Source organism: Mesorhizobium sp. WSM4821, from assembly GCF_055901555.1.
Window position 1 is genome coordinate 69143 of record NZ_CM148371.1, and the last position, 13687, is coordinate 82829.

Here is a 13687-nt window from a genome sequence, read left to right on the forward strand (position 1 = left end):
GCGACAGGTCACCGGCCAACGCGACCACGTCGAGAAAGGGTTGGTTAGACAGAGTATGGGCCTGCTGGCGCGCAGCGACCAGATCACGCTGGAATGCTGGGTTGCGGCGCAAGAACTCCCAGGCCCACTCGCGCGGCGTCAGACCAGCGGTGTAATCATATGATCTTTCATCGCGCCAATCAGCCTCGTCCGCGCCAGTCACGAGAACTGTAGGCACGACTGTGCTCCCCTGCCCGCCCCCAGGGGGGTCGAAAGTTTATGCCACTTGGCAAAGCACCGGCGCCGGGGCCACCAGACCCCGATGACGCCATTTGGTCGAAGAGTGTGCCATTGGCACCTTGGAGGGCAGAAGGCGCGCGCAAACAGCAAGAACACCGTCGAACCCGCGCAGCGACAGCCAGCGCGGCCTGAGCACGCCAAGGATATCGGTTTCGTATCGGTGATCGGCTCATCCGTCCCGTTCAAGAGGTTCCTTGGAGACGTAGTGGCGTGGCGGTGGATTGCACGCTGCTTGTGGGAAAGTTGTCGTAGCGCCGGCGCTATAAGCTCAGTCATGGAGGTCTCCTCGGGGGAATTTCCGCCATTGGAGGCCAAGTTCCGCGCTATGGCAGCCTGTATAGTTGTACAGGTTAAGCCGACAGCTCAGTGGACCGCAAAACGAACCGGCGAGGCGCGCAGATCGCTTTTTGCCGGTGCTCACGCCGAGCTTTCTTTGCGGACGGTATGGAGATCCGAGCGCGGCCGGGGTCCACTAGCGCCTGCTGCAGCTGATTCTTCCAAGCAGACTTGCCCCACGCTGCCTTTGGTGCGGGCGCACAACTCGCAGCGTCAGCCAAAGACCGCCGATCGTTGGCCGTCTCACCGAGATAGGATGCCGAGCCGGAGCTTCCCTGTTCCTGACCCTTATACCTTGCATATCGGACGGCGGCCCGACATCAGCCCAGGTTGCCAGAGGGACGAGTCCCATGCGTTCGCCCGAATGCAGCTTGGTGACTTGATCGACAGACTTCAAGAATGCAATCAAGGGAACGGTGCAGGCCAAGATTGCGGCAGGGCTTGGGCACCATCAGGTCGCCCAAGCGGCGCCCAGCCCTTTTCCTGGAATCTCCGGTTTTTTGCCGCTGGACCACAGCCCAGCCACTCCTGCTTGAGTGCTGCACGGTGTCACCGCTCGCGCCGGAAGTTGATCCGGTGATTACGGGGTACGCTCGTTGTCGCATTCGCGACGATGTCTGACATCTGACACAGCGCTGCCAGAGCGATCCCATTGTTCCGTAAGGATTTCCCAGTTGGCACGACGGTTGCGGTCCTATGCGCAAAAGCACTGCGACGCCGCACCGACTGGGAAGAACTCATCCATGATCGCGCTTTTCGAACATGCGGGCGCCGCCGCAAACATTGATCATTCTCGAGCAGGCGAGAGCCATTGCTCCTTCATTCCTCAGGTCTTTCGGACATGAGCGAATTCGATGTCCGCCCAACGCTGAATGCGCCCGACGATGACCCCCATCTTTGGCTTGAAGATGTAGAAGGCGAACCGGCACTTGCGTGGACCGCCAGCCAGTCGGCAAAGACCCTGAAGCACTTCGCGGGAACGCAGTTCGAGCGCGACCGGGCGGCCCTGACAGCGATTTTCGACCGTCCTGACAAGATTCCCACCATCTGGCGCCGTGGTCAGTACCTCTACAATTTCTGGCAAGATGCCGGAAACCCGCGCGGACAGTGGCGCCGGACCACCCTTGCCGCCTACATGAAGGCGGATCCCCAATGGGAGCTACTGGTCGATCTGGACGCCCTCGCGGCGAGCGACGGAGAAGACTGGGTCTGGGGCGGCGCGTCGATCGAGCCGGAGACGCGCGAAAGAGCCGTCTTGCGCATGTCGCGCGGCGGCAGCGACGCGGTCGTGCATCGCGAATTCGACCTGAGCTCTCTGAGCTTTGTCGCCGACGGTTTCAATCTCCCCGAGGCCAAGGGTGACATTGATTGGCTCGACCCCAACACGCTTCTGCTTTCCAGTGCGCTTGGTCATGGCATGGCCACCCGCTCCGGTTACGCGCGCACCGTGCGACTGTGGAAGCGTGGCGCGGATCCCCTCACCGCGCCGGTAATCTTCGAGACCGGTTCCGAAACCCTGGGTGTGTCTGGCCATCTGGACCGTACCGCCGAGAGCGAGCGCGTGTGGTTCATCGAGCAGCTGGCCTGCTTCGAGCAGATCGTCCGCATTGGCGATGAAAGCGGGCCGAAGATTGAAATCGACCTTCCTAAGGACGCCTGGTGGGGTAACTTCGGCGATTGGCTGGCGGTAAAGCCGCGCACAGCATGGACGGTAGCCGGGACGACCTATCACGCCGACGCGCTGATCGGCATCTCGCTTTCCTCTTTGCTGGCCGGCGAACGCCGTTTCAGTACCCTGTTTGAACCGGACGAGAGGCGCTGTCTGCAGTCATTCTTCTGGAATGACGGGAAGCTCATTATCGCCTACCTGGCGAACCTCGTTCCGAGATTCGAGGTGTTCACGCCGGGCCCGCAGGAATGGACGCGCCGAGCCCTGGACACCGTTCCCGTGCAAGGGACTGTTCACCTCTGGTCACTCGATGCCGCAGATCACGAGACCAATGGGGAGGTTCTGGTCGGGGCTCATGATCCAATCACCCCGCCGCAGCTTTTCCTATTCGATCTCAATGCCGCCCCGCCTGTCAGCGCTTCAGTAATCCTGAAGCGCAGCCCGGAGAATTTCGACGCATCCGGCCTGGTGGTCACGCGCCACGAGGCAGTATCGATCGATGGTGAGATGATTCCCTATACACAGGTCGGTCCGGCGGATGGGAACGAGGATGCCCCGGTTCATCTCAGCGCCTATGGCGGGTTCGGCATATCGCTCCTGCCCTCCTACAACTCCTCGCTCGGCAAGCTGTGGCTCGAGCGCGGCGGCACGTGTGTGGTGGCGAACATCCGCGGGGGCGGCGAGTTCGGCACCCGGTGGCACGATGCCGGGCGGAGGAAGGGCAAGCGTCTCGCCCATGACGATTTCGCCGCCGTTGCCGCCGACCTCGTGCGAAGGGGCATTACGCTGCCGAGGCGGATTGCCGCCGAGGGCGGCTCAAACGGCGGTCTGCTGATCGCCAACATGCTTACCCGCTATCCTGAGCATTTCGGCGCGCTGTTCTGCACGGTTCCGCTTATCGATATGCGCCGCTACACCAAGCTCCTGGCGGGCGCGAGCTGGATCGACGAATATGGCGATCCCGACAAGGCTGACGATTGGGCTTTCCTGAAGGAAATCTCCGCCTATCACGCCGCGACGCCCGGACAGCCCTATCCGCCTATCCTGCTCGCGACCACGAAGCGGGACGACCGCGTCCATCCGGGCCACGCGCGCAAGATGGCGGCAAAGCTGCAGGCCCTTGGCTATCCCGCGTACTTCTACGAGCCCGGCGCGGGCGGCCACGGCTACGGCAAGGACAATCGGGAGCGCGCTGCATTCATCAGTCTTGGCATCCACTTCCTTCGCAGCGCGATCGGCTGGCACGCCGATAGCTTTCATAGACGACCGGGAGCTAGAGAAAGGCGGGCGTCGAATGAGTGAGTAGAGGTCGAGGACTGCGACAAGGTGCAAATAATGCGAGCACGGTTTGCGCAAATGCGCGCCCCGCACGCTGTCGATATCAATCAATACTGCGGGACTATTGCAGTCTACCATTTCTGAAGAGCAAGGAGAAATATCATGGCAACAAATCGAGTGAAGGTGGCGCGGGGAGTAACAGCGGCCGTCGTCTTGATGCTGCTGGCACAGCCGGCTATCGCAACTCCAAAAGCCCCCTGCGCCTCTCCGCCTCCCCCTCCGCCTCCCCCTTACCCGTGCCCGTCTACGACACCAATCTAGGAGCCAAGCTCTGGGCAGTTCCGCCTGCGCCGCCTCGGGGACATATTCGGGCTACGTTAATACGATGCCTATCCCGCTTACTTCTACGGACCAGCGCAGGCGGGCACAGCTACGGCAAGGACAATCCGAGCGGGCCGCATTCATTGCCTTGGGCGACAATTTCCTTGGCAGCGCGATCGGCTCGCACGCCGATAGCGTTCATTGGCGACCGGCAGGTCAACAAGGGCGAACTTCGACGAAGTGAGTACATGTCTAACAATGCGCGCAGAATTTTCGAATAATGCGCGCCAGTATTCTGTAGATAGCAATCAACACGGCAGGACTATTCACAGTGAAGTCTAACGAGCAAGGAAACAACATTATGGCAACAAAGCGAATGAACGTGTTGCGGGGACTCACAGCGGCCGTCGTCCTGTTGCTGGTAGGACAGCAGGCGGCCGCGGCAGACCTTGCAGAACCGTGCGACCCGGATAAGGGTGCCTTGTTCACGGAATGGCCAAGCCCTTGGCAGATCCGCCTGCGCGCGTTGGGGGTTATCACTGAGGATTCGGGCTACGTTAACGCGGTGCCCGGCTCCGGTCTTTCCTATTCGAACACGCTGACGCCGGAACTCGATATTTCGTATTTCTTCACGGACAACATCGCCGCCGAACTCATCCTCGGCACCACCTATGCCAACATCACAGGCCAAGGCTCGATCGGCGGGCTGGGGAATATCGGCAAGGTTTGGCTGCTGCCGCCCACGCTGACATTGCAGTATCACTTTACCGATTTCGGCGCCTTCAAGCCCTATGTCGGCGCCGGCGTGAACTATACGATCTTCTATCATCAGCAAGCCGGCAGCGCCGATGATCTCAAGGTCAAGAACACGTTCGGCACCGCGCTGCAGGTCGGGTTCGACTACATGGTCGACCAGCACTGGGGCGTCAACTTCGACGTGAAGAAGCTTTTCCTGAAGCCAGACTTCGACGTCACCGTGGCCGGCACGAAGCAGACGGGGAAGGCGGAGCTCGACCCCTGGCTGATTGGCGCAGGCGTCACGTACCATTTCTGACGCCGGCGAAGTCGGCTTACGCGCAGCCCGAGTCGAATGAAGGGCGCCTCGTGCGCCCTTTTGCCGTGGGCCCGACGGTCCATTTTTGTCAACCCGACATACACCCAAGGTCAATGTGACTTTGGGTGGTCCGAGCTGTCGGATGTGCGACGTTAATGTCGTTCACCCGACACAGCCAGTCCGATCGATTGCCGTGATCTAAAAGGATCTCCTTTGGCGCGCATATTGCATCGTTCATCCGGACACGGATCAACGGACTGACGACAGCCATGCAGAGAATGTCCATAGCCAACGCTTTGTGCCGGGCCCAATTCCGGCCCTTCCAGGTGCAGAAAAAGGAAGGAAGTGTGATTGCAAGCGTCATCGGGCTTTGAATTTTCCATCATTGTGGACATGGAAAATACCCTGCTGGCTCGGCGCCAACTCTTCAGTCTGGTTCACCCCGCCAGTCCTGGATATCCGCGTAGGGCGCACGGGTCATGGTGACTGCCGTCTCGGCTGCACCCCGCGTGCTGACTCCTTCGAGCAACGCTCAACGCTGCTGCACACCGGCGATGAAAAGCCAGATCCAACAATGTGTCTTCCGAAAACCGAAAGAGGTGAACAGATATGGTCGAGATCGGCGCTTTGGCGCTCGCGTCATTAATTCAAGGGGCATCGGGATCGGCAACCGCTCGGGTGCTGGCCAACGATTCGAATGGTGCACATCCACCGCTGGCGCTGGCGGATTTCGAGCGGGCACTTACGATCAACGATCGCTATAGCGGACTCAGTGCCAATGTCCCCGAAATGCCTTTTTGGCTGACTGGGGGTGAAGCCTTCGTCTACCGCCGGACTAGCCACGGCGAGCGCCAGTTCATGCGGGTCGATGCTGCCACGGGTTTGAAACGGGCCGCCTTCGACCAGGCCCGTCTGGCGGCGGCGCTAAATGAAGCGAGCCATAAGAGCTATCAGGCCGGCGATCTTCCCTTCGAGCGTTTCGAACTGACCGAGGATGGTCGCAGGCTCGACTTCCTGATTAAGCAGGTCCGGTGGAGCTGCGACGTTGCAAGCTATGTTTGCACCAGCACAAACTTGGATGTGGACGCGCCGGACTTTCAGCTCCGCCACGACTACACCCCCCCGGCTAAGAATAACCCCGACCAGAGGAGCGTCTCGCCCGACGGCAAATGGATCGTCTATATAAGGAACCACAATGTCTTGCTGCGCAGCAAGGATGGATTGCAGAATGTTGCGCTGAGCCGGGATGGATCCGAAAACAATGGCTACGTCTTTTCGACACTGAGCTGGTCGCCGGACTCGCGCCATCTCGCGGCCTACCGCGTTCGCCCCGGCTACAAGCGGGAGGTCCCCTACCTCAATTCGTCGACGGACCGGTTGCAGCGCGAATATTCGGCAAGGGTCTATCCCAAGCCGGGCGATGTCCTTCCGCTGCCCCAGCCGGTCCTGTTCGACATTGCCAGCCAGCGCCAGATCGCGATCGACGACGCCCTGTTCTCCAACCCCTTCGAACTTTCCCCTCTCCGGTGGTGGGCGGACGGTCGCGGCTTCACTTTCGAATATAACCAGCGCGGGCATCAGCTCTATCGGCTGGTCGAGGTAAACGCCGCCACGGGCCGCGCACGCTCGCTGATCGATGAGACCAGCACGACCTTCGTTGATTACCGGCCGCTGGTGATGAACCAGCGCCGTACCGGCAAAATCTTTCGTTACGATGTCGACGACGGGAAGGAGATCATCTGGGCGTCCGAGCGCGACGGGCACGAGCACCTGTATCTGTTCGACGGCCGGACCGGCGCGCTCAAGAACCAGATTACCAGCGGTGAGTGGGTCGTGCGGGGGGTCAACCATGTCGATCCGGTCAAGCGCCAGATCTGGTTCGAGGCGAGCGGGATGCACCCGGGGGAAGACCCTTATTTCGTCCATGCGTACCGCATCGGCTTCGACGGTGAGGGGCTGACTGAGCTCACGCCCGAGCCGGCCAACCACCATGTCGAGTTCTCTCCCGACGGCCGCTACTATGTCGATCTCTGGTCACGCATCGATCTGCCGCCCCGCATGATGCTCTACCGCGCCAGCGACGATGTCAAACTCATGCAGGTGGAGACCGCCGACCTATCCGAGCTCGTCGCCGCAGGCTGGCAGCCGCCACTCAGTTTCCACGCCAAGGGGCGCGACGGCACGACTGATATCTGGGGCGTGATCCACCTGCCCGCCAATTTCGATCCGAAGAAGAAGTACCCGGTGGTGGAGAATATCTATGCCGGGCCCCAGGGCTCGTTCGTCCCAAAATCCTTCTCAGGGCGGACAGAGCCGCTCACGCAGCTGGGCTTCGTCGTTGTGCAGATCGATGGCATGGGTACCAACAAGCGCTCGCGCGCCTTTCATGACGTTGCCTGGAAAAATCTGAAGGACGCAGGCTTTCCCGATCGCATTCTATGGCATAAGGCGGCCGCCGCGAGGTATCCGTGGTACGATATCTCCAATGTCGGCATTTTCGGCTGGTCCGCAGGCGGCCAGAACGCGGTGAGCGCGCTGCTCTTCCATCCCGAATTCTATAAGGTCGCGGTCGCCAACAGCGGCTGCTACGACAACCGGATAGACAAGATCTGGTGGAACGAACAGTGGATGGGGTGGCCAGTCGGCATTGAATATTCCCAATCCTCCGCCATCGACAATGCTTACAGGCTGCGGGGCAAGCTGATGATCGTCGTCGGCGAAATGGACCGCAATGTCGACCCGTCCTCCTCGCTGCAGCTTGCCGACCGACTCATCAAGGCGGGAAAAGATTTCGACATGGTCTATGTGCCTGGTGCCGATCACAACGCGCCAGGCATCTACACTGAGCGCAAACTCCTGGACTTCTTCGTTCGCAACATTCTCGATCAGACCCCACCCGACTGGAACGCTGAACGAACCGAGCTGCAAAAGAGCAAATCGTCACGATGATGGCTTCGGCTGCTTCTGCCTGTGGCAATCCTCGCGCCCGTTTTGTTGGCTGTGATCGAGGCGGCGAGCGAGCGGAGAACCGCTCCCACGAGGGCCTGCGCCGATTCCTGCGCCACGGGCCTTCGCAAGACGGAAACAGGAACGATTCCGACGCTCGACGGCCGCAAAGCGGGAATTAAGGACATGGCGCCCCGCCTCTGCCTGCCTCTTCGATGACGGCACGCTTCTATCTTGCATGCTTCGTTTTGCCTCCGCTCGCCAATCGCGGCTTTCCCCGGAAGCGGGACGGAAGCGGGGCGGGCGGCGAGTTGCGACCGGAAGGGCCGCCGTCCAGGCGGACCGCATCCGAAGGACCGGAACGAAGAGAAGGACCCGAAGCGAGAGCGAAGGGTTGCGGTTCGACTCAGAGCCTCGTGGGTGGCGATGATATCTTTCACGCTTGGGCCGAGCGGGACGCTCCGGCCGACCTTGGGGATGGCTCGTATCTCTTGAATCATCTTTTCAGCGAGTCAGAATGTGGATGCGTCTTCGGTCAGTCCGCTGGCCGGCGGTCAGCGCATCATTTCGGTGACTAACCTCGACGAGGCGACGAGGCGGGCCGCCGGACGCACATCACCTCAAGTCAGCGACCCACACGCGACGCATGGCCAAAACCCAACCTCGCCCTGATCCGGAATGCTTGCCGCCAGGCCTTGGCGATCTGCCGAGCCCTAGATGACCGGCACGAGTATAGGCGAGCCCTTACGTATCGGGGGCGTTCGGCTTGATGCTCTCAGCCGAGCCGAACCCTACCGCGGCGCAGATACTCGGTAGTCGGCCCTGAACAACGTCTAAGGCGTTGATATTGTTGATATTGCGAACCCGGGAAGACGAGTGGCAGCATCCGATTTCGCCGTTTGGCTGGAGTGCTTGCAGGCCCCAGGCAAGCCAAAGCGCGAGAACCGTGAGGATCAGGCGCAGATTTTGGCCGCGGCGACGAGCAGCGCATTGATCGCATCGCCAGCATGACCGAGGAGAGCGTACCATCGATCGACTGCTCGCAAACCGGGCTCGCACTGGTGATCGCCCATTCGTCCCGATTGAACAACCGGCGGATTTTCAGCTCTTCCTTGTTCTTTTGTAGGTCCCGGGCGAGCACCTCCAGACGCTGCTGATAACGACGAACGTTGCCGCGAATGGCCGCTATCGCGTTGTCCCGCAAGACCGCTTAGGAGACAGGCCGCGCGATCGGTTGACACGATGCCCAAGCGGCGTCGCGGATATCGGGCTTGCGCAGGTTCAGACACCGTCGACCAGGGGCGGACGTGGCTATATCCGCGTTGCGCCTCGGCAAGCATCCCGGCGCGGCGCAGGGCTGGCGAAGGCGATGAGTTGGCGTCGGGATTTCGCGTGCGGTGCGCGCCGGAAAAGCCGCAAAGGTGCAGCCGGCATCGCCCGAGAGAGGTGCCAGGCGGCGGCACTCGAATTGCCGCCGCCTGGCTTGGCTGGTTCATTCGGCCATGAACAGCGGCTGAACTCTGGCCCATTGATCGGCGGTGCGGAAGCCGCCCTGGGTCGTGTAGCTTTCGGCGGGGAATTTCATCCAGCGCGGCAGCCATGCGTCGACTTTCTCCCTGCCGTTCTCGCCGAACAGGAAGTCGCGGATGGTTGTCTTTTGCGTCTTCACCTTCTCGAAACACTGCCGTGGGCGACATGCTTGCCGCCGATATCGGCGAAGTATCAGATTGGCAATTTCCTTGTCGCGCAACAGGTCGAAGAGTGCGTCGTCGGCTTGCCAGCAAGCGGCCATATCGACATTCAGGTGATTGGCAAGCGCCTCGATGACGGCGCTGCCGGCTTCGACCGTCTCGGCCATGACGATGGCGAGAACGCGCAGGACATCGTCGTCGGACAGCGTCGACAGCCGGGCGAAGACGCGCGCTGTGGCAAAGGCATCGCCGTTGCCGCCGGCGACCGCGCCATCCTCCTCCGGTTGCCCCAGCAGCGCCAAAACCTCGCGCCGCCTTCGCAGAATACGGCTTCGGCCTTGCAGGCTGCGAGGCTTGCCGCCACCGCTTCATTGGCGGTACGCTGCGGCTCGCGGCGAACCTGCCACAGGCCCGAACCTGTGATGGGATGCGCCCCCATCAGGCGCAGCGCGACACCCGGACGGTCGAGCATGGCCGCGCGCACCGCGGCATGGCAATGCCGATCGACATGGTTCTGCATCGGCCCGGTGAGTTCCGGTCGCGACGGCTATGCGGGGGTTTCTTCGTGCTCGCCGCCCTCGCCTTGCGGGCGGGCGCGGCGGGCATCCTTGCGCGACAGCCAGCCCTCGTGGCACTCGACCGCGCTGCGATGCGAGACTGATATGAAGACCTTGCCACCTTTTTTCTTCGGCGTCTTTTCGTGGTCCCAAGACTGGAAAAACTGCCCCGGTTCCAGCACGGCCACGTCGGCCAGCCGGCTTCCAGATAGGCGTCGCGCTTGGCAGCGATCGCCTCGTTCTGCTTTTGCCAGAAGAGGTCGGCGTCGGCGAAATAGCTGTCCTGGCTGAACAGGTCGCAGACGATCAGGCCCGGATAATCCTCCACGGCAAACAGCGCCACCTCTGAGGAAATCGACTGGCCGCCGAACAGCCATTGTTTCAACTGGTCGCCGCGCGGCGCGTATTGCTCCGGATCGGCATAAAGCGCCAGCCAATCCTTCTGCTGCGCCTTGGAGGCCATGGTCAGATTGCGCGCCGTCTCGGCGTCGATTTCCTCGCGCCGATGGGCCTCGCGGATTTTCGGCAACAGGTCGCCGAGCGCCAGAATGCGTCTGACCAAAAGCTCGGTGATGCCGAAAGTGGCGGCGATGGCGGCAACGCTGCAGCCCTCCTTGATCAGCCGCGAAAACGTCTCCCGCTGCGACACCTCGTCGGGATCGAGCCGGGCGAAGTTTTCGATCAGCAGGCCTCGAGCGCATCGGCGTCGTCGCCGTCTTCCATGATGGCGCAGGGCAAGGCATCGCCCTCGCCGCGCTCGTCGGCGAGCGATTTCGCGGCGAAATAGCGGCGCCGGCCGGCGACGATCTCGATCCGGCTCGATGTTGGGCCGCACCAGAAGCGGCACAAGGACGCCGCGCGCGCGAACGGACGGCAGGATGCCCGACCCGTCGGGCGCGCTGGAATGGCTCATGTTGAGCGTGGAGATGTTGAGCCAGTCGAAAGGAATGTGGGCAAGCTGCATGGTTCGTCTCCTTCGTTGGGGGTGGAATTGTCGCCGCCGCAAGGGCGGAAGGCCGGCGCGGCGGGGCGGTTTTGCGCCTTATCGGCGCTCTTGCTCCGCCGCGTCTGGCGGAAGCTCGGAATGGGATTTGGCAAGTGCTTCCGCTGCCTGCCGCAGAAGCCGCTCGGCTTCGGTGATGTGGCCGGCGCTGCGCGCCGCTTGGGCGTAAACGGAGAGCGGAAAGCGCGCCTTGAACCAGAGGTCGCGCTCGATGCCGAGGCCACGCCGGGCCTTGGCGCTTGCAAGCTCCGGCAAGGCTGACGCTGCCGAGTTCCGGGAAGCCGAAGCCGAGGTCGCAAAGGCCGAACATTGTGTCGCCGTCGGCGTCGAGTTCGGTGAGAAGCCAGGTTGCTGGCCCGGTTGGATCGAATAGTCTTACCACCGGGACTTGGTCGGTCTCGATGTCGGTTGCGCCATTGGCGAGCAGCTGGGCGCGCAGTTCGTCGGTGATCAAGATCATGGGAAAACTCCTCTCAAATCAGGTCGAGTTAACTTCTGTCGGCTTCGTTGAGCAGCCCGGTATCGAGCGGCTTCTGCGCCGCGCGCGGGCGCGTCGGCCAAGAGGGCAAGCCGGTCGCGCGTGGTGACCGGCCGGACACGGGAATGAGCGTCTGCTCGCCTTGCGGCGTCGGTTCGGTCTGCAGGGTGTCGGGTCGCGCGCCGCTCATGCCGCGATCTCATCTTGTTGCGCGCCTTCGGTCTCGGCGTTAAAGCCAAAAAGAAAATCGGCGACTTTGGAGGCAAGGCTGGCGGCGCGGAAGATGGCGCGATTTTCCTCGCGCAGCACCTTCTGCCATGCGCCGATCGCCGTTAGCGTGACCCGATTGACGGCGGTTTTTGCCGATGCGTTCCGGGCGGTCGGCGTGACCGGAACCTTGCATTATCTGAGGCACACATTTGGGATGACGATGCTGGTACGATTGCAGCGGCAGGCAGCGACCACGCCGGACCTCAATCCGCTGAGATCGTGCAGGTTGCTTTGAGCCAGTCCACAGCAGACACTCTGAGTCTAGATTATCCGACAGAGCCGAGGGCCGACTTCCTCGAACCCGTTCCGCAGATAGAAATCGAGCGTGCGCTTCCATTTTGGTTGCCCGGGCGCTCCAACCTCAAGTCGCTTCCAGCCACGAGCACGGCTTTCCTGCGAGGCGACCTCAAGCAGATGAGGGGCAATCCCTTTGGAGCGCATGTCGGGTCGAACATACAGCTCCGAAATGTAGCCGAACTTGCCTCCTGCATAGATCGCCGTGCATTCATTCAGCACCATGATGCCGACCGGCTCGTCATCTGCGCTTGCGATCACAGCGAGCACGCCGGCGTCGGCAAGCACCGTCTGCGCGCTTTGTCTGACGCCGTCGGGCGTGGGCGCTTTCCCGCCAGTGAGTTCATCGAGTAGCGCGTGACTGAAACGGGCGACCGTCTCTGCGTCCGTTGCGTTGGCGCGGCGAGTAGATATGGAAGACATATTTTCTCCTGCTAGTGGTCAAAATTCCGATTCATGCTGCAACCCGCGCAGATCCGACTCACTCTTTTAAGTAACTCGGACGAAGGAACAGCATTTTTCATCAAAAGTACGATAAAAAATGCAAAATAAATATTACAAGCATGCATGACTCCGGATGACTTGCGGTGAATTGCGCGTATAGGAGACCTTTTTACAGAAAATCAACCCGGTTACTTCGTAACCGCGCGGTGAAGCCGCCTTGCCGAGGTAAAAAGCGGGCTCGGTTCACGAGCACCCGGCACGCGCCGTCAGGCGCGCGGCGCCCCTAGGAGCCGGTTGGATTCACCGAGGTTGATCGCGAATGCCCGCCCTTGCGCGGCGGTTTTACGAGCTCGCACGAATCGACGCTTAATGCTTGGCGGGAATGGCCAAGTTCGCCAGGAAACCCAAGCGTTACCCCTCCGGGAACAGATCGCGCCGCGATGCCCAAGCCTCTCGAAACTCAAGGCCCTCCTGAGAAAGGCTGCAGCCCGAACCATCGATGAACTCTGGTCGGTCGTGGCCAACTGCCTCGCAGCTTTCACAGCCGAGGAATGCAGGCACTATTTCGAGGCAGCCGGCTATGACCCGGAGTAAGTCGAATCTGCTCTAGCCTGCGCCTTCGGCCGGCAAGCGGCACGGCTTGATCATTCCGTGCTCTATGTGCGCGTGCCGCGCCTGTTCGAGGATTTGGCGCTCGCCCGTCTCGATGGCCGCTTCCCACGCCTCATCGACAAACTCACCCGCGCACAACTGCTCATCCTCGATGACTTCGGAACCCACTCCCTCACCGACCAACAGCGCTTCCATCTGTTCGAAATCGTCGAGGAACGCTATCGCCGCAAATCCACCCTGATCACCGCCCAGGTCCCGGTGGCCAGATGGCATGACCTGATCGCAGACCCAAGCAGAGCAGGATGCCCCTGTCATTGATCGGCTGGTGTCTCACATCACGGTGGTTGACCGTCGACACGCGCTCTGTGGACAGCGGTTTGAGGTGGCATCACTTCGGTCGTGGCGCGGACCTGCCTTTGTTGTCATCCGCCTGCCGGATGGGCGGTTACGCAATA

8 protein-coding genes and 4 pseudogenes are annotated in these 13687 nt (G+C 61.4%); 5 read left to right on the plus strand and 7 right to left on the minus strand.

The window, feature by feature from the left end; genetic code table 11:
* Positions 1-40: 40 nt before the first annotated feature.
* Positions 41-217 (minus strand): annotated as a pseudogene (locus AC0NID_RS00260) (transcriptional regulator domain-containing protein); the annotation flags it as partial.
* Positions 218-1456: 1239 nt separating this feature from the next.
* Here AC0NID_RS00260 and AC0NID_RS00265 point away from each other — a divergent pair.
* From AC0NID_RS00265 to AC0NID_RS00275, 3 genes are all read left to right on the plus strand, one after another.
* Entirely contained in the window at positions 1457-3586 is a 2130-nt protein-coding gene (locus tag AC0NID_RS00265; RefSeq protein WP_473459464.1) for a prolyl oligopeptidase family serine peptidase, read from the plus strand.
* 658 nt (positions 3587-4244) lie between these two features.
* Positions 4245-4937 carry an OmpW/AlkL family protein gene (locus AC0NID_RS00270; RefSeq protein WP_474033395.1) on the plus strand — a complete coding sequence of 231 codons (693 nt, stop codon included), beginning with the start codon at positions 4245-4247 and terminating at the stop codon, positions 4935-4937.
* Between the two features lie 609 nt (positions 4938-5546).
* On the plus strand, positions 5547-7886 hold the full coding sequence (locus AC0NID_RS00275; RefSeq protein WP_473459212.1) for a S9 family peptidase: 2340 nt from the start codon (positions 5547-5549) through the stop codon (positions 7884-7886).
* A 1489-nt stretch (positions 7887-9375) separates the two neighbouring features.
* Here AC0NID_RS00275 and AC0NID_RS00280 read toward each other — a convergent pair.
* The 6 genes and pseudogenes from AC0NID_RS00280 to AC0NID_RS00305 form a co-directional block, all read right to left on the minus strand.
* A complete protein-coding gene (locus AC0NID_RS00280) occupies positions 9376-9876 on the minus strand; it encodes a hypothetical protein (RefSeq protein WP_473459214.1) in 501 nt (166 codons plus the stop codon).
* A 136-nt stretch (positions 9877-10012) separates the two neighbouring features.
* A complete protein-coding gene (locus AC0NID_RS00285) occupies positions 10013-11095 on the minus strand; it encodes a ParB/RepB/Spo0J family partition protein (protein WP_473459215.1) in 1083 nt (360 codons plus the stop codon).
* 78 nt (positions 11096-11173) lie between these two features.
* Positions 11174-11594: pseudogene (locus AC0NID_RS00290) on the minus strand (DUF2958 domain-containing protein).
* 28 nt (positions 11595-11622) lie between these two features.
* A complete protein-coding gene (locus AC0NID_RS00295; protein ID WP_473459217.1) occupies positions 11623-11802 on the minus strand; it encodes a hypothetical protein in 180 nt (59 codons plus the stop codon).
* Positions 11799-11921: a hypothetical protein gene (locus AC0NID_RS00300; RefSeq protein ID WP_473459219.1), complete on the minus strand. Its 123-nt coding sequence runs from the start codon at positions 11919-11921 to the stop codon at positions 11799-11801. The genes AC0NID_RS00295 and AC0NID_RS00300 overlap by 4 nt, the downstream gene beginning before the upstream one ends.
* Before the next feature lie 222 nt (positions 11922-12143).
* Entirely contained in the window at positions 12144-12599 is a 456-nt protein-coding gene (locus tag AC0NID_RS00305; RefSeq protein WP_473459221.1) for a GNAT family N-acetyltransferase, read from the minus strand.
* 468 nt (positions 12600-13067) lie between these two features.
* Between AC0NID_RS00305 and AC0NID_RS00310 the strand changes: the two are divergent.
* A pseudogene (locus tag AC0NID_RS00310) lies at positions 13068-13214 on the plus strand (IS630 family transposase); the annotation flags it as partial.
* Between the two features lie 3 nt (positions 13215-13217).
* Positions 13218-13532: pseudogene (locus AC0NID_RS00315) on the plus strand (ATP-binding protein); the annotation flags it as partial.
* Between the last annotated feature and the right edge of the window lie 155 nt (positions 13533-13687).